Source organism: Streptomyces sp. NPDC048277 (assembly GCF_040652235.1).
Taxonomy (GTDB): domain Bacteria; phylum Actinomycetota; class Actinomycetes; order Streptomycetales; family Streptomycetaceae; genus Streptomyces.
Genome location: NZ_JBEZLQ010000001.1, coordinates 629,774 through 655,547, shown reverse-complemented (window position 1 = coordinate 655,547; position 25,774 = coordinate 629,774). Strand labels below are relative to the sequence as shown.

The window sequence follows — 25,774 nt, the reverse complement described above, 5'->3', positions numbered from 1 at the left end:
TAGCTGTCTGGGATCTGTGGCCGCACAAGTGCCGCCAAATCGGGACAGGTTGAGCATATGACCGAGGCCAGTTCCGGCCGACCCCTTCCCGTTTCCGGGACCTTCTATTCCGCTGCCGAATTTGGTCTGGACCTATTGACAGGTGAATTGGTCTGGACCAACTTGTTTGTCATGCCCAGACTCATCCCCCGACTCGCGTCCCCCCACACCGGACGACGACGTATGCGCACCTGGTCGGCTGTGGCCGCGCTCGCCATGGCCCTCGCGACGGCGGGCCTGACCTCCTCCCCGGCCTCCGCCGCCGACGTCAACAACGTGAAGAACGCCGGCTTCGAGTCGGCCCTGAGCAACTGGACCTGCTCCGCGGGCAGCGGTACGACGGTCTCCTCCCCCGTCCACTCCGGCGCCGCCGCGCTGCAGGCGACCCCGGCCGGGCAGGACTACGCCCAGTGCAGCCAGACGGTGGCGGTGCAGGCCAACTCCACCTACACGCTGAGCGCGTGGGTGCAGGGCTCCTACACCTACCTCGGCGTCACCGGCACCGGCACCACGGACGTGTCGACCTGGACCCCGAACACGTCCTGGACCCAGCTGTCGACGACCTTCACCACCGGCGCCTCGACCACCTCGGTGACGGTCTGGACCCACGGCTGGTACGGCCAGCCCGCCTACTACGCCGACGACTTCTCGGTCTACGGCCCCGACGGCGGAGGCGGCACCGACCCGGCCCCGACCGTCCCGGCCACCCCCACCGGCCTCGCGGTCTCCGGTACGACGTCCACCTCCGCGTCCCTGTCCTGGAGCGCGGTGTCCGGCGCGACCGGCTACAACGTCTACCAGAACGGCACCAAGGTCTCGGCGGTCACCGGCGCCTCCGCCACGATCACCTCACTCGCGGCCTCGACGTCGTACTCCTTCCAGGTCACCGCGACCAACTCGGCGGGTGAGTCGGCGAAGTCGTCGGCGGTGACGGCGACGACGACCGCCACCAGCCCGACGAGCTCGCTGCCCAAGCACGCGGTGACGGGGTACTGGCAGAACTTCAACAACGGCGCGACCGTCCAGAAGATCTCGGACGTGCCGTCCTCGTACGACATCATCGCCGTCGCCTTCGCGGACGCGACCGGCACACCCGGCGCGGTGAGCTTCACCCTCGACTCCGCCGGGCTCGGCGGGTACACGGTCGACCAGTTCAAGGCCGACATCAAGGCCAAGCAGGCCGCCGGCAAGAAGGTCATCATCTCGGTCGGCGGCCAGAACGGCACGATCTCGGTGACCGACTCGACCTCCGCGACGAACTTCGCCGACTCCGTCTATTCGCTGATGCAGACGTACGGCTTCGACGGCGTCGACATCGACCTGGAGAACGGCGTCAACGCGACCTACATGAGCCAGGCGCTGCGCGCGCTGTCGGCGAAGGCGGGCTCGTCGCTGATCATCACCATGGCCCCGCAGACGATCGACATGCAGTCGACGTCCAACGCGTACTTCCAGACGGCCCTGAACATCAAGGACATCCTCACCGTCGTCAACATGCAGTACTACAACAGCGGTTCGATGCTGGGCTGCGACGGCAAGGTGTACAGCCAGGGCTCGGTGGACTTCCTCACCGCGCTCGCCTGCATCCAGCTGCAGGGCGGTCTGTCGCCGTCCCAGGTGGGGCTCGGCCTGCCGGCGTCGACGAGTGCGGCGGGCAGCGGCTATGTGTCGCCGACCGTGGTGAACAACGCGCTCGACTGCCTCGCCAAGGGCACCAACTGCGGCTCCTTCAAGCCGTCGACGACGTATCCGGCCCTGCGGGGCGCGATGACCTGGTCGACGAACTGGGACGCGGCCGCCGGGAACGCCTGGTCGTCCTCGGTGGGCGCCCACGTCCACGCACTGCCGTAATCCATGAACCCGTGAACCCATGAACCCGTGAACCCATGATCACGCCCCGGTGGCCGCGCGGGCCGCCGGGGCGCTACGGCCGTCGTGGACCGCAGCCGTCGCAGCCGCAGGTGCCGAGTTCGAACCACACGGTCTTGCCCGGCCCGTCCCGGTGGCAGCCCCAGCGCCGGGCGAGCGCGTCCACCAGGTACATCCCCCGGCCGCCCTCCTCCAGTCCCGCGTCCAGCAGCCGCGGCGGGCGGTGGTCCTCGTCCGCGACCTCGCAGCGCAGCACCCCGTGCGAGGCCGACAGGGTGAGCCGGAACCGGCTCGCCGCATGGCACAGCGCGTTGGCGGCCAGCTCGCCGACGAGGAGTTCGGCCACATCCGCCACATCGTCCTGCTCCGCCAGTCCCCACTCCTCCAGTTGCCTGCGCACCGCCACGCGGGCCTCCCGGGCCGCCGTGGGACGGGGTTCGTAGGCGACGCTCAGATGGCCGGCACGGGTCGGGGGCTGCGGATAGGCGGCGTACTGAGGGTCGGGATCCGGGAGGCGGCCCCCGGAGGGTTGCAGCATGTCCCCCAGCGTCCCCCTGCCCGGCTCCCCGGGCAGGGGGACAATTACCTGATTCCGTACCTGCGTATGCGCGGATACGGGGGTACGCGCGTACGGCACCTCGTTCACCCGTACTGGACGCGGATCTTCGCCCCGTCGCCCGGCACCCCGTCGCGGACATCGACGTACGCGCACACCTGGCGGGTGAACCACAGCCCCTGCCCCGGCTCCAGTTCCCCGCCCGGCGGCGGGACGAAGCCGGCCAGCGGATCGTGCACCGCCCGGCACAGCCGCAGCTCGCAGCGGCAGGCCGGGGCCTCGCCCCAGGCGAGGATCTCGATCACCGGCCCGTGCGCGGTCGCCGCCGCCACGACCGCACGGGTGAACAACTCGGCGTCCGCCGCGGGGAGTCCGAGCCCGGCCGACCAGGCGTGCACCGCCTCCGGACCCGGCAACCGGGCGGCCGACAGCGGGGGCGGCGGCAGCGGTACGGCGTCCAGTTCGCGGACCAGCACCGGGGGTTGCTCGTACACCCCGGTACCCGGGTGGGCGCGGCGGGCCGCGTCGACGACGGCCGGGCCCGCCGTCCGGATGTCGTACGCGCACAGCGCCGTGGTGCCGAAGGGGGCGAAGAGGAGGTTGGCGAGGGACTCGTAGCGGATCCACTCGGTGCTCTCCCGCGCCGAACGGCCCGCGCGTCCGGCCCAGTCGGGCTCCATGAGGAGGTGGACCCGGCCGCCGGGACCGGCGTGGGCGGCCAGGTAACCGGCGCCCTGGGCCACGGCGTTGGCGGCGGTGCCGGTGTACCAGTCGGTGTGGTCGATGAAGCCGACCTCCCTGGCGTCGGTGCCGAGCGCGTCCCGCAGGACGGCCAGCAGGGCCGGGGCGGCGATGGCGACGGGCGGGGGCTCGTCGGCGGCGAGGCCCTCGGCGAGGAAGGGCAGGGCCGCGGCGGCGAACGCGTCGTCCGAGCCGAACACCGCCATCCGGTGGTCGAAGTGCCCCTGAGCCGCTGCGGGGCCCGCGTTCGTACTGCTGCTCATCACATCTCCTGTGCGTCAGCGCCGGGCGGTCACCCAGGCGGCGATCTGGCTGCGGTTGCTGAAGCCGAGCTTGCCGAGGATGCGTTCCACGTGGCCCTCGGCGGTACGGCGGGCGATGACCAGGCGGTCGGCGATCTGCTGGTTGCCCAGCCCCTCGGCGACGAGCTCGGCGACCTCGCTCTCCCGGCGGGTGAGCCGGACCGGAGCCGCCCTCGGCTCCGACGGCCCGTCCGGCACCTGGGGCTGCTCGCCGAGGGCGAAGCCCGCGATCTCGGCGAGACCGAGCACCCCGCCCCGGCCGTACGCCCGCTCGTACGCTCCCGGTCCCAGAGCCGCGCGGGCGTTGGTCTCGCACGCGCGCCGGGCCGAGTTGAGCGCGGCGGACCCCCAGCGGTCGCGGTCGATGTCGGACCAGACCCGGTCGGCGCCGCCGAGCAGGACGGCGGTGCGTTCGGCGGCGCCCAGGCCGTCGGCGATGCGGGCGAGCAGGTCGAGGGTGAGCCCGATGCCGATGACGTCGTGCACGCCGAGCTTGCGGCGCAGCGCCTCGCGGGCGCAGGGTTCGGCGCGCCGCCAGTCGCCGCGGACGGCATGGGCCAGGGCGAGGATGCGCAGGACGTAGGAGCGGACCCAGTCCTCGCCGTGCGCCTCGCAGAGCCGCAGGGCCTGCTCGCAGACGGCGGTGGCCCGGTCGGGCCGGCCCAGGAAGGCGTGGGCGCAGGCCAGTTCGACCATGTCCAGGCCGTACAGACTGAGGTGCTGGCCGGGTACGGGGCCGCGGGCGACGGTGGTCTCGTAGTGGGCGCGGGCGGCGGTCAGGTCGTCGGCGAAGAGCTGGACGACACCGATGACGTAGTCGGCGTGGGCGGCCTCCGCCGGGTCGCCGAGCCGCTCGGCGAGAGCCCGGGCCTCACGGGCGCGGCGCAGGCCCCGGGTGAGGTCCTCGGGGCTGCCGGCGAGCAGGGCGGAGACCCAGAGGGCACGGGCGCGTTCGGGGGTCGGTTCGGGGTTGGCTTCCAGGGCGCGGTCCAGCCAGTAGCGGCCCTCGCGCGGGGCGCCGCAGGCGTGCCAGTGGAACCAGAGGGTGCCCGCGAGCCGCAGGCCGGCGCGGGCCTCGCCGGGGGTGGTGAGGCTGAAGTCGAGAGCGGCGCGCAGACCGTCCCGGTCGGCGCCGAGCCGGGCGACGATCTCCCGCTGACCGGGTCCGAACCAGGCGGCCTCACAGGCGTCGGCGTACCGCTGGACCCGGTCACGGTGCCGGCGCCGGGCGGCGGCCTCCGCACCGGGGCGCTCACGGAGCCGGTCGAGGCCGTAGTGGCGGAGCGTGTCGAGTAGCCGGTAGCGGGCACCGCCACCGTCCGGGGCGTCCTCACGAACGAGCACGGACTTGTCGACGAGCCCGGCTACGGCTTCGAGGACGTCGAGAGATTCCGGCACACGGCGACCGACGGCGTCGGCGACCCGGCTGACGGCTGTGGCGGCGGTTTCGGGAGCGAGTCCGGGAACGGGCCCGGGTCCCACACCGGCTCCGGCCCCGGCCCCGGCCCCAGCTTCGGCTCCGGCCCCGGCCCCGGCCCCGGCCCCGGCTGCGGCTCCGGCTGCGGCTCCGGCTGCGGCTGCGGCCCCAGCTTCGGCTGCGGCTCCGGCCCCGGCCCCAGCTCCAGCTCCAGCTCCGGCCCCGGCCCCAGCTCCGGCTCCAGCTCCGGCTCCAGCTCCGGCTCCAGCTCCGGCCCCGGCCGCGGCCCCGGCTGCGGCTGCGGCTGCGGCTCCAGCTTCGGCCCCGGCTCCGGCCCCAGCTCCGGCCCCGGCCCCAGCTCCAGCTCCGGCCCCAGCTCCAGCTCCAGCTCCGGCCCCGGCCCCGGCCCCGGCCCCAGCTCCAGCTCCGGCCCCAGCTCCGGCCCCGGCCCCAGCTCCAGCTCCAGCTCCGGCCCCGGCCCCAGCTCCAGCTCCGGCTTCGGCTGCCGCCTCTGCACAGACCGCCTCGGCTGTCTCCAGGTCGAAGGTTCCGGCCAGTACCGACAGGTGGGCCCAGGCCGACTGCTCCTGTTCGGTGCAGAGTTCGTGGCTCCAGTCGACGGCCGCGCGCAGCGTCTGGTGGCGGGGCAGGGCGGCCGGGCTGCCGGCGGTGAGGAGGCGGTAGCGGTCGTCGAGGCGGGCGAGGAGCTGGTCGAGGCCGAGGACGCGCATCCGTACGGCGGCGAGTTCGATCGCGAGGGGGAGCCCGTCGAGGCGGCGGCACAGCCGGGCCACGGCGGCCCGGTTGGCGGGGGTGAGCCGGAAGCCGGGGAGTACGGCGGCGGCGCGGTCGGCGAAGAGGGCGAGGGCCGGGTGGGACTCGGCGGCGGAGAGGTCGCCGTCCGGGTCGGGAACCGGCAACGGCCGTACCTCCATGAGGTGTTCCTCGGTGAGGCCGAGCCGGTGCCGGCTGGTGGCGAGGACCCGGACGCCGGTGGTGCCGCGCAGCAGGGCCGCGGCGAGGTCGGCGCAGGCGGCGAGGAGGTGCTCGCAGTTGTCGACGACGAGGAGCAGACGGCGGTCGTGGAGCCGCTCCACCAGCGTGTCCAGCGGGGGCCGCTCGGAGTGGTCGTGCAGGCCGAGCGCGTCGGCGGCGGCGAGCGGGACCAGTGCGGGGTCGCGCAGGCCGGCGAGGGCGACGTAGCGGACGCCGTCGGGGAAGGCGCGTTCGACGCGGGACGCGATGTGGGCGGCGAGGCGGGTCTTGCCGACGCCGCCGGGGCCGGTGAGCGTGACAAGGCGTGCCTTGGCCAACAGCTCGCGGCCCGTGGCCTGTTCGTCCCTCCGGTCGACGAAGCTGGTCGTCTCGACCGGTAGCCGGCAGCTCCCGCGCGGCGCTGATCCGCCCATGATCAGCCAGCCCTCCTCTTGGCCGTCCGTCCACGGTCCCCCGGAGCGGCGGCGGAACACACATGGACATCACGCGGGAGGGTGCACTTCCGCGGGGGTGGCCTGCGGGGGCGGAGGCGGGCGTACACTGCGCGGCCGCCCGGCGGAGCCGATGTACGCGGCCGATGCGGACGGCTGGATTTACCGCCTTGACCTGCTCATGCCATTCATTGACGATGAGCGGCACCCGCACAGCCACTTCACAGGTACGTCGCAGTGAACCACCCCCACCTCCCCCCAGGAGACTTCATGCGACTTCGCATACGCGGCTCCGGCGCCCGTGGCGGCAGACGGACCGCCGCGCTCGGCGCCCTGCTGGCCCTCGCCCTCGCGGCCCCCGTGTCGGCGACGGCCACGCACGCGACCGCCGACAGCGCGCGCCCTGCGGCCCCCTCGGCCGACGACGTCCGCCAGTACGAGATCCACCAGAGCACCACCCCCGTGACCCGCACGGCCATCCAGCGGACCGGCGTCACCGTGGACGAGGCCGACGAGGAGACGGTGGTCGTCTCCGGACGGGCCGCACAGATCGCCGCGCTGAAGCGGCTCGGCTACGACGTCACACCCCTCGGCGCGGCCCCGGACCGGTCGGCCCCGGCCGACCAGCTGCGGCTGTTCGACTTCCCGACGGCCGACTCGAAGTACCACAACTACGCCGAGATGAACGCCGAGATCGACCAGCGGCTCGCCGCCTACCCGGGCATCATGAGCAAGCAGGTGATCGGCAGGTCGTACCAGGGCCGGGACATCGTCGCCGTCAAGGTCAGCGACAACGTGGCGACGGACGAGAACGAACCCGAGGTCCTCCTCACCTTCCACCAGCACGCGCGTGAACACCTCACGGTGGAGATGGCGCTGTACCTGCTGCGGGAGCTGGGCGCCGGCTACGGCACCGACTCCCGGGTCACGAACATCGTGAACAGCCGGGAGATCTGGATCGTGCCGGACCTCAACCCGGACGGCGGCGAGTACGACATCGCCACCGGCTCGTACCGGTCGTGGCGCAAGAACCGGCAGCCCAACTCCGGGTCCTCGTCCGTCGGTACGGACCTGAACCGGAACTGGAACTACAAGTGGGGCTGCTGCGGCGGCTCGTCGGGCTCGACGTCGTCCGAGACGTACCGGGGCGCGGCCGCCGAGTCGGCGCCCGAGGTGAAGGTGGTCGCCGACTTCGTACGCAGCCGGGTCGTCGGCGGCAAGCAGCAGATCAGGGCCGGAATCGACTTTCACACGTACAGCGAGCTGGTGCTGTGGCCGTACGGGTACACGACGGCGGACACGGCGACCGGGATGACCGCGGACGACGCCGCCGCGTTCAAGGCGCTGGGGCAGAAGATGGCGGCGAGCAACGGGTACACGCCGGAGCAGTCCAGTGACCTGTACATCACGGACGGGTCGATCGACGACTATCTGTGGGGTACGCAGAAGATCTTCGACTACACGTTCGAGATGTATCCGACGTCCAGTTCCGGGGGTGGGTTCTATCCGCCCGACGAGGTGATCGAGCGGGAGACCTCCCGGAACCGGGACGCGGTGTTCCAGTTGCTGGAGAACGCGGACTGTGTGTACCGGGCGATCGGGAAGGAAGCCCAGTACTGCAGCTAGGTGCGCCCGGCGCCCCTCAGCTTTCCTCGAAGTAGGCGTCCAGGACCGCGTCCAGCTGGTCCTCCCACTCCTTGAAGCGGGACCGGGCCGTCGCCTCGATCTCGATCGGGTACCAGCGGCGGTCCGGGGTGTGGACGGTGATCGTGAAGCGCTTGCCGAAGCGGGGCGCCTCGGTCTCGACCGCGCCGATCTCGTCCCAGCGGAACTCGCACTTCTCCTCGTCGAGGGCGAGGCGGACACCGCTGCGGTCGGCCTCTATCCTGGCGCGGCGGTCGGACGCCTCGAAGACGGGCCCCTCGGGGGACTCCGCCGCGTCCTCGTCGTCGTCCGCCGTGGCCGTGGCCTCGGCGTCGGCGTCGGCCACGGGGTCCGCCGCTGCTTCGACGTCCTCGGCCTCGTCCGCCCCGGCGTCCACCGGCTTCGCGTCCTCCTTCTCGAGGGACGCGGGTGCGGTGAGCCCGGGGATGAAGGCCGGGTCGAATCCGGCGCCCTCCAGGGGCTGGCTGTTGGCTCCAGTGCGCTGCTCCACGCGGGCAGTATGGTCGAAGAACCTGTGCCGGACACAGCCAGCCCCAACTTCGTTATCAGACGCCTACACGAAGGCTCCTGCACGAAGGCGGACGCTTCTACACGAAGACGCTGAGCACACCCGCCACCGCGAACCCCACCACCGACAGCACCGTCTCCAGTACGGTCCAGGTCTTCAGGGTGTCGCGCTCGCTGATGCCGAAGTACTTGGCCACCATCCAGAAGCCGCCGTCGTTGACGTGCGAGGCGAAGATCGAGCCCGCCGAGATGGCCATGATGACGAGGGCGACGAACGCCTGGGAGTGGTCGCCCTCGGTGAGCAGCGGGGCCACGATGCCGGCCGTCGTCACGATCGCCACCGTCGCCGAGCCCTGGGCCACCCGCAGGACGACGGAGATGAGGTAGGAGAGGACGATCACGGGGAGGCCGACACCGTTGAAGGTGTCGGAGAGGGCCTGGGCGACCCCGCTCGCCTTCAGCACGGCGCCGAAGATCCCGCCGGCGCCGACCACCAGCAGGATGTTGCCGACCGGCTTGAGCGAGGCGGTGGAGACGGTCTCCAGGGACTTGCGGGACCAGCCGCGCCGGAGGCCGAGCAGGTAGTAGGCGAGGACCAGGGCGATGGTGAGGGCGACCATCGGCGTGCCGAAGAACTCCAGGACCGAGCGGCCGGTGGAGGGGTCCAGGGCGATGGAGGAGAAGGTCGCGGCGAGGATGAGGACGAGCGGGGTGCCGATGATGGCCAGGACCGTGCCGAGCGGGACAGGCTTCTCCTGGGGCTCCACCCCGGCCGCCCGCTGCTCCGCCACCACCGCCCGCTTGGCCTCGTCCGCCGCCTCGACCATGTCCTGCGGTACGGCGACGAAGATCCGCGTGCCGATCCACGCCGAGAACGCCCACGCGGCCAGCACCGCCGGGATGCCGCAGACGACGCCCATGAGGATCACCCAGCCGAGCTGGACGTGCAGCAGCGCGGCGGCGGCCACCGGGCCGGGGTGCGGCGGCAGGAAGGCGTGGGTCATGGAGAGACCGGCGAGGAGGGGGAGGCAGTAGAGCAGGATCGACTTGCCGCCGCGCTTGGCCGCCGCGTAGACGAGGGGCGCGAGCACGAAGATGCCGACGTCGAAGAAGACCGGGATGCCGAAGATCAGGCCGGTGAGGCCCATGGCGAGCGGGGCGCGCTTCTCGCCGAAGAGGTTCAGCAGACGGGTGGCCAACACCTCGGCCCCGCCGCTGACTTCGAGGATCGCGCCGAGCATCGTGCCGAGGCCGATGATGATCGCGACATGGCCGAGGATGCCGCCCATGCCGGACTCGACGGTGGAGACGGCGTCCGAGCGCTGGACGGTGCCGAAGAGTTCGGTGACCGAGAGACCGGCCAGCAGGCCGACGGCTATGGAGACGGCGAGCAGCGCGACGAAGGGCTGCAGCCGCGCCTTGATGATCAGGAAGAGCAGCAGGGCGATACCGATGGCGGCGACGGTGAGGAGGCCGGCGGTGCCGTCGAGGAGGAGGAGCAGGCCTCCGGTGTGGGGTGGGGTCGCGGGGGTGGCTGCCGCGAGGGGGAAGGGCATGTGGGGGTCCTCTTCGTAGGAACATCGTGCTTTCGGGCAGGGGGCATCGCGGCGCGGCGCCCCGGACGGGGGCCGCGCCGTGACGGACGTACGGTGTGCGGGAGTCGGGTCGACGAGCCGTCAGCCGAGCACGGCGAGGGCGTCGATCTCGATGAGGAGGCCGGCGGGCAGACCGACGTACACGGTGGTCCGGGCGGCGGGCGGGGCGGTGAGGCCCTGCTCCTCGAAGTAGGTGTTGTAGATGCCGTTCATCTCGGCGAAGTGGTCCACGTCCGTCAGATAGACGCGGATCATCATCACGTCGTCCCAGGAGGCGCCGCCCTCCTCCAGGATCGCCTTGACGTTGGCGAGGGTCTGGAGGGTCTGCTCGCGCAGCGTGGGGCCGGCCGGGGTCGGGGGCTTTCCCTCCTCGGCGGGCAGGAAGCCGACCTGGCCGGCGACCTGGAGGATGTTGCCCTTGCGGACCCCGTGGGAGAACTTGGCGGGCGGGGTGGTGTGGGTCTTGGGGGTGAGCGCGATCTTCTCGGTCATCAGGGGGCTTCCTTAGGGGGCTTCCTTGATCGGGGTTCTGCCGGAGTACTCGCCGCTGATCGCGTCCGCCGTACGGCGCACCTGCGGGAGCAGGGTGAGGAGTTCGTCGGCGGTGACGACGACGTTCGGCGCGGAGACCGACATCGCGGCGACGACGCGCCCGTCGGCACCGCGGATCGGTGCGGCCACGCAGTTGATGGACTCCTCGTGGCCGCCGAGGTCGGTGGCCCAGCCCTGTTCGCGCACCTTGGCCAGTTCCTTGCGGAAGGCCTCCGCGTTCGGCGTCGAACGGGCCGTGTACATGGGGTAGTCGAGCTTGTCGGCGAGCGCCCGCCGCTCGGGCTCGGGCAGGTCGGCGAGGAGCAGTTTGGCGACGGCGGCGACGGTGATGGCGACCGGTTTCCCGATCCGCGAGTACATCCGCACCGGATAGCGGCTCTCCACCTTGTCGATGTACAGCACCTCGCCCTCCTCGAACACGGCGAGGTGCACGGTGTGCCCGCAGGCCTCGTTGAGGCGGGCCAGGTGGGGGTGGGCGATCTCGCGGATGTCGAGGTTCTCCATCGCCTCCTGGGCGAGCGCGAAGAGCCGGGCGCCGAGGCGGTAGCGCTGGTCGGACTGGCGGTAGACCAGGCCGTGTTCGTGGAGGGTGCGCAGCAGCCGCAGCGCGGTCGACTTGTGCACGCCGAGGCGGTCGGCGACCTGGCCCAGGTCGGCGGGGCCCTCCGCGAGCAACGGCAGGATGCTGAGCGCTCGGTCGACGGTCTGGCTCATGGGCTCTGTACCTCCTCATCGGCCGCGTCGGCTTGCGTCCAGCCGGGGCCGAGTCGAAGTCTCTCCCACGCGGTGTCGTCGAGGGCGGTCAGGCGGTCGGTGGTGTCGCGGGCGGGGGGCGGGGCGAGGTCGGCGGGGGTGGTGAGGGCGGCGGCGGCGAAGAGGTGGCCGAGCCGGAGCGTCCGCCGCAGGGGCAGACCGCGGAGGACGCCGGAGAGAAACCCGGCGGCGAAGGCGTCACCGGCGCCGACCGCTGCCGCGACCTGAACCGTGGGGGCGGGTTCGAAGGTGCCGTCGGTGGGGGCCGGGCGGGGGGTTTCGCCCGCCCGCGCTTGCGGGGTGCCGCTGCGCCCACCCTCCCCCACTCTCGGCTTCGCTCGAGCGGGGGGACCCCCATCGCCCCAGGCGGCACGCATGCCCGCAGCTGGGAAGCTGACGCGACTGAAGCGCCCCTCTAGGGGCGCGGGGAACTGCGCGCCCAGCCCCCACCCACCCGCGGCCGAAGAACCGCCCGGACCACCCCTCCGAAACGCCGTCGCCCCCTCAGCTCCCTGCTTCACCACCAACACCTCCGGCTCCGGCAACGCCTCCCGGATCGCCGTCGGCCCACCCGTCACCCCCCACGTCTCCGCCGCCTCGTCCTCCCCCACGAAGACGATGTCGGCCCGGCGCGCCAGCTCCAGCAGGACCCGCGAGCTGTCGTCGTCCGAACCCCACAGCCCCGGCCGGTGGTTGACGTCGAACGACACCACCGGGCGGCCCCCCTCGGCGGGAGCCGTCAGCTCGCGCAGCAGCTCCCGGCAGTCCGCCGACAACGCCGCCGTGATCCCCGAGACGTGCAGGATCCGCCCCGCCCGCACCGCCGCCAGGTCCACGTTCGCCACCGACATCGCCGACGCCGCCGACCCCGCCCGGTAGTAGGCGACCTCGTGCGCGTCCGTCGCCCGGTCCCCCGCCGTACGGAAGTACACGCCCGTGGGACGCGCGGGATCACGCGCGACGAGCGAGACGTCGACGCCGAGTCCCCCGATCGTCTCGACCAGGTGATCACCGAACCCGTCCGCGCCGACCCGGCTGACCCACCGCGCGGCGTGGCCGGCGGCAGCCAGCCCGCAGGCCACGTTGGACTCGGCGCCGCCGATCGCGCGGTCGAAGGACGGTACGTCCGCGAGGCGCCCCGGCCGGGTGGGCAGGAACGTGACCATGGACTCGCCGAGCGCGACGACATCTGGAGCGTCAACCGCGTCAACGGCGTCCGTGGCCTTCACGATGGTCGTGGCTCCTCGTCGCTGGGAAGGGTCGCTGTGGGCTCCATTGACCCGGTGTTGGCGTGGATGTTAGACAGCGGCTAGCGATATACGCAATGGGCGTTGCACATACTGCAACCACCCCGATCAGGGAGGCTCCGTGACCCTCGACCCCGGCACCGAAGCGCTCGCCCGTCTCGCGGAGGAACGCGTCGACCACCGTTTCAAGGGCCTCCCGCCGGACGCCGAAGGCCTCACCGTCGGCCGGCTGGCCGCCCAGCGCCGCAACCTCTTCTCCGACGGCTTCGCGACCCCGGTGCTGGCCCTCTCCGCCGAGCGCCTGGAGCACAACCTCGCGCTGATGGAGACGTACACCGAACGGCACGGCCTCGCGTTCGCCCCGCACGGCAAGACCTCCATGGCCCCGCAGCTCTTCCGGCGCCAGGTCGAGCGCGGGGCATGGGGCATCACCCTCGCCGTGCCGCATCAGGTGCGGGTGGCACGGGCGTTCGGCACCCGGCGGGTCTTCCTCGCCAACGAGCTCGTGGACGCCCCGGCCCTCCGCTGGATCGCGGGCGAGCTGGAGCGGGACGCGGACTTCCGCTTCATCTGCTACGTCGACTCCGTGCGCGGGGTCGAGCTGATGGACGCGGCGCTGAAGGGCGCCTCGCGTCCCGTCGACGTCGTCGTCGAGCTCGCCGCCGGGGAGGGCGCCCGCACCGGGGTCCGTACGGAGGCGGAGTGCGCGGCGATCGCGGACGCGGTGGCCGGGACGGGGACGCTGCGGCTGGTGGGGGTGGCCGGGTACGAGGGCGAGGTCCCGCGGGCGGACCCGGACCGGGTGCGCGCCTATCTGCGGCGCCTGGTCGCCCTCGCCGCCGACTTCGACAAGGCGGGGCGGTTCGCGGGCCTGACGGAGATCGTGGTCAGCGCGGGCGGCAGCGCCTGGTTCGACGCGGTGGCCGACGTCTTCGCCGGGATCCCCGAACTCTCCCTCCCCGTACTGAAGTTGCTGCGCTCGGGTGCGTACGTCTCGCACGACGACGGCCACTACCACGAGATCACCCCCTTCAACCGCGTCCCCGAGGAGGGCGCCCTGGAGCCGGCCTTCCGCCTCTGGGCGCAGGTCGTCTCCCGGCCCTCCCCCGAGCAGGCCTTCGCCAACGCGGGCAAGCGGGACGCGGCCTACGACCTCCACCTCCCGTTCGCCCGGGTGATCCGCCGGGACGGGGCGGAGCGCCCGGCGACCGGCGTCGAGGTGACCGGCCTGTCCGACCAGCACACCTGGCTGCGCACGACGTCCGAGGCGGACCTGGAGGTCGGCGACTGGATCGGCCTCGGTCTGTCGCACCCCTGCACGTCGTTCGACAAGTGGCAGCTGATCCCGGTCGCCGAGGCGGACGGGACCGTCGTCGACTACATCCGTACGTTCTTCTGAGGAGGCTCCCCGTGGAGGATCTGGTCATCCGGGACGCGGACGTCGTCGACGGCAGCGGTGAGCCGTCGTACCGCGCGGACGTGGTCGTCGACGACGGCAGGATCGTGTCGATCGTCAAGGAGGCCGCGGCGGCGGGCTGCCAACGCCCCCGCGCGGTGCGCGAATTGGACGCGGAGGGCCTGGTCCTCTCCCCCGGCTTCATCGACATGCACGCGCACAGCGACCTGGCCCTGCTCCGCGACCCCGACCACAGCGCCAAGGCGGCGCAGGGGGTGACCCTGGAGGTCCTGGGCCAGGACGGGCTGTCGTACGCCCCGGTCGACGACCGCACCCTGGAGGAGGTCCGCCGGGCGATCACCGGCTGGAACGGCTACGGCGACGACATCGACTTCGACTGGCGGTCGGTGGGCGAGTACCTGGACCGCCTCGACCGGGGCATCGCGGTCAACGCGGCCTACCTGATCCCCCAGGGCACGGTCCGCGCGCTCACCGTGGGCTGGGCGGACCGCGAGGCGACCCCCGCCGAACTGGACCGGATGCGCCGACTGGTGGCGGAGGGCCTGGAACAGGGCGCGGTGGGCCTGTCCTCCGGTCTGACCTACACCCCCGGCATGTACGCCAAGGACGCCGAACTGACCGAACTGTGCCGGGTGGTGGCGGAGTACGGCGGCTACTACTGCCCGCACCACCGCTCGTACGGCGCGGGCGCCCTGGAGGCGTACGAGGAGATGGTGGCCCTCGCCCGGGAGGCGGACTGCCCGCTCCATCTGGCCCACGCCACCATGAACTTCGACGTGAACAGGGGCCGGGCGCCGGAACTCCTGTCCCTCCTGGACAAGGCCCTGGCCGCCGGCGCCGACATCACCCTCGACACCTACCCCTACACCCCCGGCAGCACGACCCTCGCGGCGATGCTGCCGAGCTGGGCGAACGAGGGCGGCCCTGAGGCGGCCCTGGCGCGGCTGGCGGACGACGGGACGTCCGAACGCATCCGCCACCACCTGGAGGCCGTCGGCTCCGACGGCTGCCACGGCGTCCCCATCGACTGGGCCACGATCGAGATCTCGGGCGTGGGCGACCCGGCCCTCACCGGCTTCGTCGGCCGTACGGTCGAGGAATCCGCCCGCCTGCGCGGCGAGCCCCCGTGGACGACGGCCCGCCACCTGCTCCTCACGGACCGGCTCGCGCCCGCCATCCTCCAGCACGTGGGCCACGAGGAGAACGTCCGCACGATCATGCGCCACCCGGTCCACACGGGCGGCTCGGACGGCATCCTCCACGGCGCGAAGCCGCACCCCCGGGCGTACGGCACGTTCCCGCACTACCTCGGCCACTACGTACGGGAGTTGGGAGTCCTGTCCCTGGAGGAGTGCGTGGCCCACCTCACCGCCCGCCCCGCGGCCCGGCTACGCCTGCCGGACCGCGGACTGGTACGCGAGGGCTACCGGGCCGACATGGTCCTCTTCGACCCGGAAACGGTGGCAGCGGGCTCCACGTTCGAAAACCCGCGCACCCTGCCGACAGGCATCCCCCACGTCCTGATCAACGGCCGCTTCGTGATGGAGGACGGCCGGAGAACGGACGAACTGGCGGGTCGCGCAATCCGCCGCGCCCTCTAAGCGCCCCGCACTGGAGCGCCCCGACAGGGGCGCGGGGAACTGCGCGACCAGCCCCCACCCACCCGCACCCGACAACGGCGCCCAGCGGAGCCCTACGGCTTGGGCAGGGTGCACGCACTCGCACTCAGGTTCAGCACATTCCCCGTCGTGAAGCACGCCGGAATGATGTACGTCTCCTCGGCGTAGTTGATCCCCTGCCGCACCGTGACGTTGCCGTTCTCGTCCACCTCGCACGGGTTGTCGACGGTGCACGTCTCCCCGTCCTCGTTGCCCGTGTTGTTGACGGCGACGACCTGACCGGTGGTCGTGTCGATCACCGGCGACCCCGACGTCCCCCCGATCGTGTTGCACGCGGAGGTGTAGCGGACCGAGTCCTTCCAGGTCCAGTCGCCCTCCTTCAGCCGGTACACGAACCCGTCGATGTTGCAGCTGTAGATCGTCTTCCAGTACCCGGAGACGACCTTGATGGCGCTGCCGGCGGTCGGGTGCGTGTCGCTGAGGGTGAGCGGGCTGATGCCGTAGGAGCTCTTGATGGCCGCGTACGTCGTGGTGGTGCGGTAGATCGTGATGTCCGTGTCGGTCATCGTCGAGTAGACGACCTGGTTGGCGCGGAGCGTGGCGACGCGCGTGCCGGAGGAGTTCAGCAGGCCGAAGGTACGGCTGGAGGACTGACCGGTGATGACCTCGCCGGGGTCCGGGAAGCCGGTCTCCAGGCAGTGGCCGTTGGTGAGGACCAGCGCCGGGTCGCTGTCCGCGGAGTTCGGGAAGCGGATGACGGAGCCGGAGCAGTTGCTGAGCGAGACCGTGCCGGCGAAGTTGACGGTCACCGCCGCGGCCGCCTTGGCCTGTGGCGCGGCGACCGCCGGTGCCACGCCGATCCCGGTGATGGCCAGGGAGGCGAGCGCGGCGACGAGAGGCTTGTTCATGTGGGGGTCCCCTCTATATGACGAGGTGACCGGAGATCTTCCGGCCACCCGTTGTTTTTGTCATGTGCATTCTCAACACAACAAGCCGCGAGAGCAAGGAGTTGTTTCAGGAAGGGCGTTGGCGGATTTCCGCACCCCCGGACTCGCCTAACGGCCTCTGCCGCCGCCCCTCCCGTGCCCCCACCCGTGGCCGCCGTACGTCGTGGACGGGGTCGGCGTCGCGCTGGTGGCGGTCGGCGAAGGTGTCGCGCTCGCACTGCGGGCCGGGGTGGCGCTCGGCGAGGGGCTCGCCGAGGACGACACCCCGGCCGTCGACGCGGAGGCGGACGCGGTACGGGCCGACGGCGACACCACGGCCGCCGCGGCCGACTTCGGGGACGCCGCGACGGACGCCCCGCTCGGGCTGTCCCCCGGCGACGGCGACTGCGACCGTGACTGCGACGACTCGCCGGCCGACTGCTTCGTACGGTTCTGCTCGCCCTGCGCGCCGTCGGACGAAGAGGAGAAGGCGGCGCCCGCGATCAGCGCGGCCACGGACGCGGCACCCACCGCCCCCACGGCGACCGCGACGTGCTTCGCACGCAGGCCGCCCGCTCCGCGCTCCGCCCGCCGCCGCTCCGCCCGGCCCGGCCCCGGTACGGCGACGGCGGCGCCGGCGGCGATCCGAGGGAGCTCGCGCGTCTCGTCGTACGCGTTGAGCCAGCCGTGTGCGGTCGCCGGGTCCCGGTACCCCTCGTACACGGGGGCCGGTTCGCCCTGGGGTTGGTAGACGCTGGGCGCCCCGGTCTCGTCCTCGGCAGGTCTCGGCATGGACGCGGATTGTAGGGAGGGGATGGGTGTTTGAGACAGCTACCGGCGATAACAGGCCAAAACGCCGAGCCAGGTCCAGGTCGCATCCGGATCGCATCCGGGTCGCACCCGTGTCCCACGTATGCCTCACCCGTGTCTCACGTGGTGGGAAACACGGCGCGGCGGGCGTTACCGCCCCGTAAGCTCACGGACATGCAGGTGATCCAGTCGACCAAGCTCGCCAATGTCTGTTACGAGATCCGGGGCCCGGTTCTCGAAGAGGCGATGCGGCTTGAGGCGGCGGGCCACCGCATCCTCAAGCTGAACACCGGCAACCCGGCCGCCTTCGGCTTCGAGTGCCCGCCGGAGATCCTGGAGGACATCCTCCGCAACGTCTCCACGGCCCACGGCTACGGCGACGCGAAGGGGCTGCTGGCCGCCCGGCGCGCGGTCGTCATGCACAACCAGACCATCGGCATCGAGACCGACGTCGAGCACGTCTTCATCGGCAACGGCGTCTCCGAGCTGATCGTGATGGCGATGCAGGGCCTGCTGGACGACGGGGACGAGGTACTGGTCCCGGCGCCGGACTACCCGCTGTGGACCGCGGCGGTCTCCCTCTCCGGCGGCACGGCCGTGCACTACCGCTGCGACGAGCAGGCGGACTGGATGCCCGACCTCGCCGACATCGAGCGCAAGGTCAGCGACCGCACCAAGGCGATCGTCATCATCAACCCGAACAACCCGACGGGCGCGGTGTACGACGAGGCGATGCTGCGCGGGCTGACCGACATCGCCCGCCGCCACAACCTGCTCATCTGCTCCGACGAGATCTACGACAAGATCCTCTACGACGGCGCCACGCACACGCCGACCGCCTCCGTCGCCCCGGACCTGCTCACGCTCACCTTCAACGGCATGTCCAAGGCGTACCGGGTGGCCGGCTACCGGGTGGGCTGGATGTCGATCTCCGGGCCCCGCGCGCACGCCGACTCCTACATCGAGGGTCTGACGATCCTCGCGAACATGCGGCTGTGCGCGAACATGCCCGGTCAGCACGGTGTCGTGGCCGCGCTCAGCGGACGCCAGTCGGTCAGCGACCTCGTCCTGCCGGGCGGGCGCCTGAAGGAGCAGGTGGACCTCGCCTACGAGCTGCTCACCCAGATCCCGGGCGTGAGCTGTGTCCGCCCCAAGGGCGCCCTCTACCTCTTCCCGCGCCTCGACCCCCAGGTCTTCAAGATCAAGGACGACCGGCAGATGGTCCTGGACCTGCTGCGCCGGGAGAAGATCATGGTCGTCCAGGGCAGCGGCTTCAACTGGCCGGAGCCGGACCACTTCCGGGTGGTGACCCTGCCGACGGTCGGCGATCTGCGGGACGCGATCACCCGGATCGGGCGGTTCCTGGACGGGTACGGCCAGCCGTAGTCGGGTCAACTTTAGACGAGATCTAAGCTAGGATGGCTTCCTGACAGCACAGGAGGCCATCTCCCATGTACGAACCGATCCGCACCCCTTCTTCCCACAAGGGGTCCGTCCACAGCACGATGGCCGGCACGCCTTCCGACTTCCCCCACCGGACGCGCGAGGAGGAGCTGGACATCCAGCTCGCGGGACATCTCGCCGCGCTGCTCGCCGTCACCGACGAGCTGCGCGCCCGCACGCCGTCCACCGACCTCGACGCCGCCGCGACCCGGCTGGCCGAGCAGGTGTCCCGGCTGCGGGGCGGACGTACGCCGGTCCGCGCGTCGCCGGCCGCGGTCCAGGAACCGCCCGCGCTCCACGAGCGCGCCCACGCCCTCGCCGGCCGCGCCCTCGTCGTGGCCGCGTCCCGCGCGGACACGGCGGTGGCGATCCTCGCGGCGGAGCGCATGGACGCACACGCGGCGGCCACGGAACTCACGACGGCCGGCTGACCCGGGGCGGCCACCGGACCCACCCCCCTCCGGCCGGTCCGCCCCGCCCCACCGGCGGGTCCGCCCCTCCCCATACGGCCCCGGTCCGCGCGCTCCCGCAGCGACGCGCGGACCGGGTTGCCATCACCCCGCCGCCCTTCGCCCCGCCGCGGCGCCGACCCTTGTTCCGCCCGCGCCGGCCCTTGTTCCGCCGACGTCGGCCGCATTCCTCGCCCGGCGCCGCTGCATCTCTGATCGATCCCCGCCCCCGCGTAGTATTCCGGGACGTCCGATTCACCCCCCGTTCACCCTGGTCGCCCAGGAACGTGGGGTTCCGCGAGCACGCTGCCCCGCGTGAGACGTATCGCGGGAATCGTCCTGGCGGTGCTGCTGATCGGTGGCGTGGTGGCTGCCGTCGTCGCAGGCCGACACGAGGACGGCAAGGGCACGGCAACGAAGACCGTGCGCGGTGTGATCGGTTCGGAGAAGTCGGACTTCTTCGCCGATCCCGATGTGGTGAAGGCCCTCGCCGCCAAGGGCTACACCGTGAAGACGGAGGCATCGGGGTCCTGGGCCATGGAGGACCTGAACCTGAAGGGGTACGACTTCGCGTTCCCGTCGAGTCAGGCTCCGGCCGACGCGCTGGCCGCGAAGTACCACGCCCGCCAACCGCTCCCCCGGCCCTTCTACTCGCCCCTGGTCGTCGTGGCCCACCGCAGCGCGGCCGACGTCCTGGCGGCGAACGGGCTCGCCGTGCTCGACGGCAAGGGCAAGGGCACCCTGAAGATGAGCGCCTACCTGGCCGCAGCCCAGCACGACCGGACCTGGCAGCAGCTCAAGGGGGCCAAGGCGCACGGGGAGTTGACCGGGACGCTGTACATCACCAGCACCGACCCGGAGACCTCCAACTCCGGCGCCCTCTACCTCGCCGCCGCCTCCTACGTCGCCAACGGCGGCCAGGTCGTGGCCAGCGACGCCGACATCGCGAGGACCGCTCCCCTCCTGCACAAGCTCGTCAGTGTCCAGGGCGCCCAACAGCCCAGCAGCGACTCGGTGTTCCGGGACTTCATCAGCGGCGCGGGCAACCCGCTCGTGTGCCTCTACGAGTCGCAGGTCGTCTCGCTGCTCGCCGAACAGCACGGCGCCGACGACCTGGTGGTCCTCTACCCGGACACCACGGTCAACAGCGACCACACGATCGTGCCGCTCGACGACGCCGGCCGGGCGCTCGGCGACCTCCTCAGCACCGACCCGACCCTGCGCGAACTCGCCGTGAAGCACGGCTTCCGGCCGCAGGGCGACTCCGCCGTGTTCGTCAAGGCCACCGCCGGCGACGCCGAATACCTCAACCAGACACTGACCGGCGTCCGGCAGGCGCCCGTGCCCACCTCCGCGGTGCTGCACGAGATGGCCCGCCGGGCGCGCGGATGAACGGGGGGACCCTGTGAGCAACTTCGACAAGATCGTGCCGAGCGGTGGTGAACCGACGCCGACACTCAGCGGTGAGGACGTCTTCACGCTCACCCCGCCCGAGGCCGTCGCACCCGTGCCGCGGGAGAAGGCCGGCGGTCTCGTGCCCGTCGACGACAGCGTCCGTACGGACATGGCGCTGAAGGCCGCCGACTACGTCCGCGGGCTCGCCGCCCTGGACGCGCGCTCCCCGGAGTTCGCGAGCAAGGTGGGCGAGATCACCGGCCTCGGCGCCGGCGAGATGCGCACCGCCGCCTCCCAGTCCAACCGGATGCTGGAGCGTACCGTCCGCAGCCTGCCCGACAAGGGCGGCGACGCCCAGGCCAAGGTGGCCGGCTCGCTCGTCGAACTCCGCCGGGTCGTAGAGGACCTGGACCCGCGCGACCTGCCCGCGAGCAAGGGCCGCAAGTTCCTCTCCAGGCTCCCGGGCGGGAACAGACTCCGCGACCACGTCGCCAAGTACGCCTCCGCGCAGGGCACGTTGAACAAGATCGTGGGGTCGCTGCGCGGCGGCCAGGACGAACTCCGGCGCGACAACGCGGCGTTGCAGACCGAGCGGGTCCGGCTCTGGGAGACCATGGGCAAGCTCCAGGAGTACGTCGTCCTCACCCAGTCCCTGGACAGCGCCGTCGAGCAGCACATCACCCGGCTCCCCGACCCGCAGGAGGCCGACGCGCTGCGGGCGGACGTGCTCTTCCCGGTCCGGCAGAAGCACCAGGACCTGTTGACCCAGCTCGCGGTGTCCGCGCAGGGCTACCTCGCGATGGACGTCGTACGACGCAACAACGACGAACTGATCAAGGGCGTCGAACGCGCCGCCACCACCACCGTGTCCGCCCTGCGGATCTCGGTGATGCTGGCGTCCGCGCTCGACAACCAGAAGAAGGTCATCGAGCAGGTCAACGCGTTGCGCGGGACGACCGAGGACCTCATCCGGGGCAATGCCGAGATGCTCGCGAGCCAGAGCGGCGAGATCCAGCGGATCGCCGCCGACCCGGCCGTCGGCGCCGAGACCCTGCGCGCCGCCTTCCAGCAGATCTACCGCACCCTCGACGCCATCGACAGCTACAAGGTCCAGGCGACCGAGGCGATGGCCAGCACGGTCCAGTCCCTCACGGACGAGCTCCAGCAGGCGAGCGTCTACCTGGAGCGCAGCCGCTCGAAGGGCGCGCTGGAGGGCGGCCTCGCATGAACAGACGCACCCTGCCCGTCCTCCTGGCGGCGGCGGCCGTCGTCCTGACCGGCTGCACCTCCTCCGGGGACCACGGCGACGACTCCACGGCCCCGAAGGCGGGCACCCTGCGGATCCTGGCCTCCTCCGAACTCAGCGACATGACCGCCGTCTTCGACCGCGTCCGCAAGGACACCGGCGTCACCCTCCGCCCCACCTACATGGGCACCCTGGACGCCGTCGACCTGGTGGCCAAGGGGCAGGCGGACGGCAGGTACGACGCGCTGTGGCTGTCCTCCGACGACTATCTGCGGCTGCGCCCGGAGGCGGCGAAGAAGGTCGTCTCCGAGACCTCGATCATGACCAGCCCGGTGGCGATCGGCGTGAAGACGGCCACCGTCCGGTCGCTGGGCTGGAAGCCGGCCGACGTCACCTGGTCCCAGGTCGAGCAGGCCGTCGAGGCGGGCAGGCTGACGTACGGCATGACCGACCCGGCCCGCTCCAACTCCGGCTTCTCCACGCTGGTGTCGGTGGCCTCCGCGCTCTCCGGCGCCCAGTCGGCGCTCACGGACGACGACGTCACCAAGGCGACGCCCCGGCTGAAGAAGTTCTTCCAGGGCCAGACCCTGACCTCGGGCTCCTCCGGCTGGCTGGCCTCGGCCTACCAGCGGCGGGGCAACGTCGACGCCCTGCTCAACTACGAGTCCGTCCTCAAGGGCATCCCCGGTCTGACGGTGATCCGCCCGACCGACGGCGTGGTGACCGCCGACTACCCGCTCTCCTCCCTGGCCTCGACCTCCTCGGCCACCCGCGAGGACGTCCGCAGGGTGACCGAGGACCTGCGGACCGCGGCCGTACAGAAACTTGTCACCGACACCACCCACCGCCGCCCGGTGGTCGCCTCGGTCCGGCCGGCCGCCGGTCTGGACACCGGCCGCCGCCGCGAACTCCCCTTCCCCGGCAGCCAGTCGGTCGCCGACGGGCTGATCTCCGCGTACGAGAACGACCTGCGCCGGCCCTCCCGCACCGTCTACGTCCTGGACACCTCGGGCTCGATGGAGGGCGACCGCCTCTCCCGGCTGAAGAAGGCCCTCACCGGTCTCACCGGCGACTTCCACAACCGCGAGGAGGTCACCCTGATGCCGTTCGGCTCGGACGTGAAGAGCGTCAGCACCCACGTGGTCGAGAACAAGGCCGACCTGAACGCGATCCGCAAGGACACCGACGCGCTGCAAGCCGACGGCAACACGGCGATCTACACCTCCCTGGAGAAGGCGTACGCCCAGCTGAGCCCCTCCCAGGACACCTTCACCTCGATCGTGCTGATGACCGACGGCGAGAACACCACGGGCGCCAAGGTCGGCGACTTCGACGCCTTCTACAACAAGCTCTCCGCCGACCGGCAGCAGATCCCCGTCTTCCCCATCCTCTTCGGCGACTCCTCCCGCGCCGAACTCCAGCACATCGCCGCCCTGACCGGCGGCCGTCTCTTCGACGGCCGGCAGGACTCCCTGGACGGCGCCTTCGAGGAGATCCGTGGCTACCAATAGGCTTCTCGGCTACCTCGAATCCCGCAAGAACCTCACGGGCTGCGCGGGCGGCCTGCTGGGCCTGGTCCTGACCTTCACGGACGTCGCGGGCCCCTACTGGCCGGTCGTGGTGGCCGGCCTGTACGGCGCCGGCGCGCTCATCGCCCCGCCGGAACGCCCGCCCCTGCCCGACTTCCCCACCCCCTCGGCCCAACTGGAGGAGGTCCGCGCCGACTTCCGCAAGCTGGAGACCTACCTGGCGGAGGTCGGCCTGCCGGCCTCCACCGAGGCCCGCCTCACCGAACTGACGGACGTGCTCACGGCGTTGCTGGACCCGGGCCGGGCGACGGAACTGCTGGCCCACGACCCGGAGGGGGTGTACGTCCTGTCGCGGGCGGTACGGCAGGACATCCCGGAGGCCGTCGACAGCTTCGTACGGACACGCTGGTGGACGCGTCTGGCACCGGGCCAGGAACCCCCGGAACGCCATCTGGAACGCCAGCTGGGACTCATCAGGGAAGAGGCGGAGCACCTGGTGGCAGCGCTCAGGGACACAGAGGCGATGCGCCAGGAGTCCCACACCCGCTACCTGGAGGACCGCGGCAACTGAGCGCCCTCCCGCTTCCCCGGCCATACATGCATTCGGGTGGTCTGTACACCACAACCGCCTGGCGATCGGCGTCGCCGTACGGACCGACTCAGTAACGTCGGCGGAGCATCCGGCAAGCAGGGAGCAGCACAGGAGCAGCAGATGACGCCGACCGCCACCCCGAGGTTCTCCGTCTTCACCCCCAGTCACCGGCCCCGTTTCCTCGACGAGTGCCTGGCGACCCTGCAGGCGCAGACCTGTACCGACTGGGAGTGGATCGTCCTGCTCAACAACGGCGCCAGGTGGCGACCGGAGCGCCCCGACGACCGGGTCCGGCTGGAGATCGCGGACGACGTCGTCGGCGTCGGGGCGGCGAAACGCAGGGCCTGCGAACTGGCGCGCGGCGAGATCCTCGTGGAACTCGACCACGACGACCTGCTGGCGAAGGCGTGCCTGGCGGAGCTCGGCGAGGCCTTCGACGCGTGTCCCGAGGCCTCCCTCGTCTACAGCAACACCGCGCAGATCGCCGAGGACGGGAAGCGGGACGACAGCCGTTTCAACGAGACGCACGGCTGGCACTACGAGGAGGTGCGCGTCGACGGCCGCAAGCTGCTGCAGGTCAGGTCCATGGCCCCGACCCCGCACAATGTCTCCTACATCTGGTACGCGCCCAACCACGTACGGGCGTTCCGCAAGGACGCGTACCACAAGGCCGGGGGGTACGACGCCACCCGCACCGTCCTGGACGACCAGGACCTGATGTGCCGTCTGTTCCACGTGGGGGACTTCCACCACATCCCCCGCTGTCTCTACCTGCAGCGGATGCACCCCGAGAACACCCAGCGCGACCCGGAGATCAACGCGCACATCCAGCGCGAGACGGTCGCCCTGTACGACACGTACATCGAGGCCAACGCCCTGGCCTGGACGCATCGCCGAGGGCTGCTCGCGCTGGACCTCGGCGCGGCGAACCGCAAACCGCCCGGTTACGTGGGCGTGGACAAGCAGCCGGGTGAGGGCGTCGACATCGTGGCGACCCTGCCGGACAGACTGGACCTGCCCGACGACTCCGTCGGTCTGGTGCGTGCCGTCAACTTCCTGGAGCACGTCTCCGCGAAGGTTCCGCTGATCAACGAGCTGTACCGGCTGCTGGCACCCGGCGGCATGCTCCTCACCACCACGCCCAGCTCCGACGGCCGCGGTGCCTACCAGGATCCGAGCCACGTCGCCTACTACAACGAGAACTCGTTCTGGTACTACACGGACGACCAGTACCGCGCGTTCGTACCCGACATCGAGGCCAGGTTCCAGAGTTCACGGCTGGCCACGTTCTTCCCCTCCGAGTGGCATGCGGAGAAGAGGATCTCGTACGTACTCGCCAACCTGATCACGGTAAAAGCAGGCACCGCCCGCTGCGGCGGCCCGCTGCTCGTCTAGGCGGGCTGTCCCGGGGCCGGAGCCCCGGGACAGGCCCGCGCGGCTCACGCCGTCGCGCAGACCACGAAGGCAGTGACCGCCTGGGTGGCGTCGGTGGTGCTGACGCTCCAGCCGCTGGGCGGGCTACCGATGGGGGAACTCTGGAACACGCCTCCGGCGGTGGTGGTGTTGTATCCGCCGCCGGTGGCGAAGTCACCGCTGTTGCAGGACGCGGTCGCCAGGCCCAGACCGGAGGAGGTGACGACATAGGTGGTGCCCACCGTCCCGGCGGCACCTTGGGCAC

Annotated in this window: 22 protein-coding genes and 2 pseudogenes; 12 read left to right on the top strand and 12 right to left on the bottom strand. The window is 71.6% G+C overall.

Going from position 1 to position 25,774, the window contains the following annotated elements:
- Positions 1–171: 171 nt before the first annotated feature.
- Entirely contained in the window at positions 172–1,890 is a 1,719-nt protein-coding gene (locus AB0D85_RS03105; RefSeq protein ID WP_362312790.1) for a glycosyl hydrolase family 18 protein, read from the top strand.
- 73 nt (positions 1,891–1,963) lie between these two features.
- On the opposite strand, the gene AB0D85_RS03100 is transcribed toward AB0D85_RS03105, so the two are convergent.
- From AB0D85_RS03100 to AB0D85_RS03080, 5 genes and pseudogenes are all read right to left on the bottom strand, one after another.
- Positions 1,964–2,446, bottom strand: a complete 483-nt coding sequence (locus tag AB0D85_RS03100) for an ATP-binding protein (protein ID WP_362312788.1) — start codon at positions 2,444–2,446, stop codon at positions 1,964–1,966.
- 104 nt (positions 2,447–2,550) lie between these two features.
- Positions 2,551–3,468 carry an MEDS domain-containing protein gene (locus tag AB0D85_RS03095; protein ID WP_362312787.1) on the bottom strand — a complete coding sequence of 306 codons (918 nt, stop codon included), beginning with the start codon at positions 3,466–3,468 and terminating at the stop codon, positions 2,551–2,553.
- A 15-nt stretch (positions 3,469–3,483) separates the two neighbouring features.
- Entirely contained in the window at positions 3,484–4,905 is a 1,422-nt protein-coding gene (locus AB0D85_RS03090) for a LuxR C-terminal-related transcriptional regulator (protein ID WP_362313479.1), read from the bottom strand.
- Positions 4,872–5,441: a hypothetical protein gene (locus AB0D85_RS03085; RefSeq protein WP_362313529.1), complete on the bottom strand. Its 570-nt coding sequence runs from the start codon at positions 5,439–5,441 to the stop codon at positions 4,872–4,874. Before AB0D85_RS03085 ends, AB0D85_RS03090 begins: the two co-directional genes overlap by 34 nt.
- Positions 5,437–6,333, bottom strand: a pseudogene (locus AB0D85_RS03080) (AAA family ATPase); the annotation flags it as partial. The pseudogene AB0D85_RS03080 and the gene AB0D85_RS03085, both read right to left, overlap by 5 nt.
- Positions 6,334–6,621: 288 nt before the next feature.
- Here AB0D85_RS03080 and AB0D85_RS03075 point away from each other — a divergent pair.
- Entirely contained in the window at positions 6,622–7,977 is a 1,356-nt protein-coding gene (locus tag AB0D85_RS03075) for a M14 family metallopeptidase (protein ID WP_362312785.1), read from the top strand.
- Positions 7,978–7,993: 16 nt separating this feature from the next.
- Here the strand turns inward: AB0D85_RS03075 and AB0D85_RS03070 are convergent, their stop codons facing one another.
- The 5 genes from AB0D85_RS03070 to AB0D85_RS03050 form a co-directional block, all read right to left on the bottom strand.
- Positions 7,994–8,506 carry a hypothetical protein gene (locus AB0D85_RS03070; protein WP_362312783.1) on the bottom strand — a complete coding sequence of 171 codons (513 nt, stop codon included), beginning with the start codon at positions 8,504–8,506 and terminating at the stop codon, positions 7,994–7,996.
- A gap of 97 nt (positions 8,507–8,603) precedes the next feature.
- A complete protein-coding gene (locus AB0D85_RS03065) occupies positions 8,604–10,079 on the bottom strand; it encodes a gluconate:H+ symporter (RefSeq protein WP_362312781.1) in 1,476 nt (491 codons plus the stop codon).
- A gap of 120 nt (positions 10,080–10,199) precedes the next feature.
- Positions 10,200–10,610, bottom strand: a complete 411-nt coding sequence (locus AB0D85_RS03060) for a RidA family protein (protein ID WP_362312779.1) — start codon at positions 10,608–10,610, stop codon at positions 10,200–10,202.
- Between the two features lie 12 nt (positions 10,611–10,622).
- Positions 10,623–11,384, bottom strand: a complete 762-nt coding sequence (locus tag AB0D85_RS03055; protein WP_362312777.1) for an IclR family transcriptional regulator — start codon at positions 11,382–11,384, stop codon at positions 10,623–10,625.
- Positions 11,381–12,652 (bottom strand): sugar kinase, encoded by a 1,272-nt coding sequence (locus AB0D85_RS03050; protein ID WP_362312775.1) that lies wholly within the window; start codon positions 12,650–12,652, stop codon positions 11,381–11,383. The genes AB0D85_RS03055 and AB0D85_RS03050 overlap by 4 nt, the downstream gene beginning before the upstream one ends.
- A 139-nt stretch (positions 12,653–12,791) precedes the next feature.
- On the opposite strand from AB0D85_RS03050, the gene AB0D85_RS03045 reads away from it, so the two are divergent.
- Together AB0D85_RS03045 and AB0D85_RS03040 are read left to right on the top strand one after the other, a co-directional pair.
- On the top strand, positions 12,792–14,069 hold the full coding sequence (locus AB0D85_RS03045) for an amino acid deaminase (RefSeq protein ID WP_362312773.1): 1,278 nt from the start codon (positions 12,792–12,794) through the stop codon (positions 14,067–14,069).
- Between the two features lie 11 nt (positions 14,070–14,080).
- Positions 14,081–15,688, top strand: a complete 1,608-nt coding sequence (locus AB0D85_RS03040; RefSeq protein WP_362312771.1) for a D-aminoacylase — start codon at positions 14,081–14,083, stop codon at positions 15,686–15,688.
- A gap of 92 nt (positions 15,689–15,780) precedes the next feature.
- Here AB0D85_RS03040 and AB0D85_RS03035 read toward each other — a convergent pair whose 3' ends face one another.
- Complete coding sequence (locus AB0D85_RS03035) at positions 15,781–16,614, bottom strand: serine protease (protein WP_362312769.1); 834 nt, start codon at positions 16,612–16,614, stop codon at positions 15,781–15,783.
- A 202-nt stretch (positions 16,615–16,816) separates the two neighbouring features.
- On the opposite strand from AB0D85_RS03035, the gene AB0D85_RS03030 reads away from it, so the two are divergent.
- From AB0D85_RS03030 to AB0D85_RS02995, 8 genes are all read left to right on the top strand, one after another.
- Entirely contained in the window at positions 16,817–17,383 is a 567-nt protein-coding gene (locus tag AB0D85_RS03030; protein WP_362312767.1) for a hypothetical protein, read from the top strand.
- 233 nt (positions 17,384–17,616) lie between these two features.
- Positions 17,617–18,828 (top strand): pyridoxal phosphate-dependent aminotransferase, encoded by a 1,212-nt coding sequence (locus AB0D85_RS03025; protein WP_362312765.1) that lies wholly within the window; start codon positions 17,617–17,619, stop codon positions 18,826–18,828.
- A 65-nt stretch (positions 18,829–18,893) separates the two neighbouring features.
- Entirely contained in the window at positions 18,894–19,316 is a 423-nt protein-coding gene (locus tag AB0D85_RS03020) for a hypothetical protein (protein ID WP_362312763.1), read from the top strand.
- A gap of 333 nt (positions 19,317–19,649) precedes the next feature.
- Positions 19,650–20,726, top strand: coding sequence for a hypothetical protein (locus tag AB0D85_RS03015; RefSeq protein ID WP_362312761.1), 1,077 nt, complete (start codon positions 19,650–19,652; stop codon positions 20,724–20,726).
- A gap of 34 nt (positions 20,727–20,760) precedes the next feature.
- A complete protein-coding gene (locus tag AB0D85_RS03010) occupies positions 20,761–21,957 on the top strand; it encodes a toxic anion resistance protein (protein ID WP_362313476.1) in 1,197 nt (398 codons plus the stop codon).
- On the top strand, positions 21,954–23,486 hold the full coding sequence (locus AB0D85_RS03005; protein WP_362312759.1) for a VWA domain-containing protein: 1,533 nt from the start codon (positions 21,954–21,956) through the stop codon (positions 23,484–23,486). Before AB0D85_RS03010 ends, AB0D85_RS03005 begins: the two co-directional genes overlap by 4 nt.
- A complete protein-coding gene (locus AB0D85_RS03000) occupies positions 23,473–24,075 on the top strand; it encodes a hypothetical protein (protein ID WP_362312757.1) in 603 nt (200 codons plus the stop codon). The genes AB0D85_RS03005 and AB0D85_RS03000 overlap by 14 nt, the downstream gene beginning before the upstream one ends.
- 141 nt (positions 24,076–24,216) lie before the next feature.
- A complete protein-coding gene (locus AB0D85_RS02995) occupies positions 24,217–25,491 on the top strand; it encodes a glycosyltransferase (protein ID WP_362312755.1) in 1,275 nt (424 codons plus the stop codon).
- A 44-nt stretch (positions 25,492–25,535) separates the two neighbouring features.
- Here AB0D85_RS02995 and AB0D85_RS02990 read toward each other — a convergent pair.
- Positions 25,536–25,774: pseudogene (locus tag AB0D85_RS02990) on the bottom strand (hypothetical protein); the annotation flags it as partial.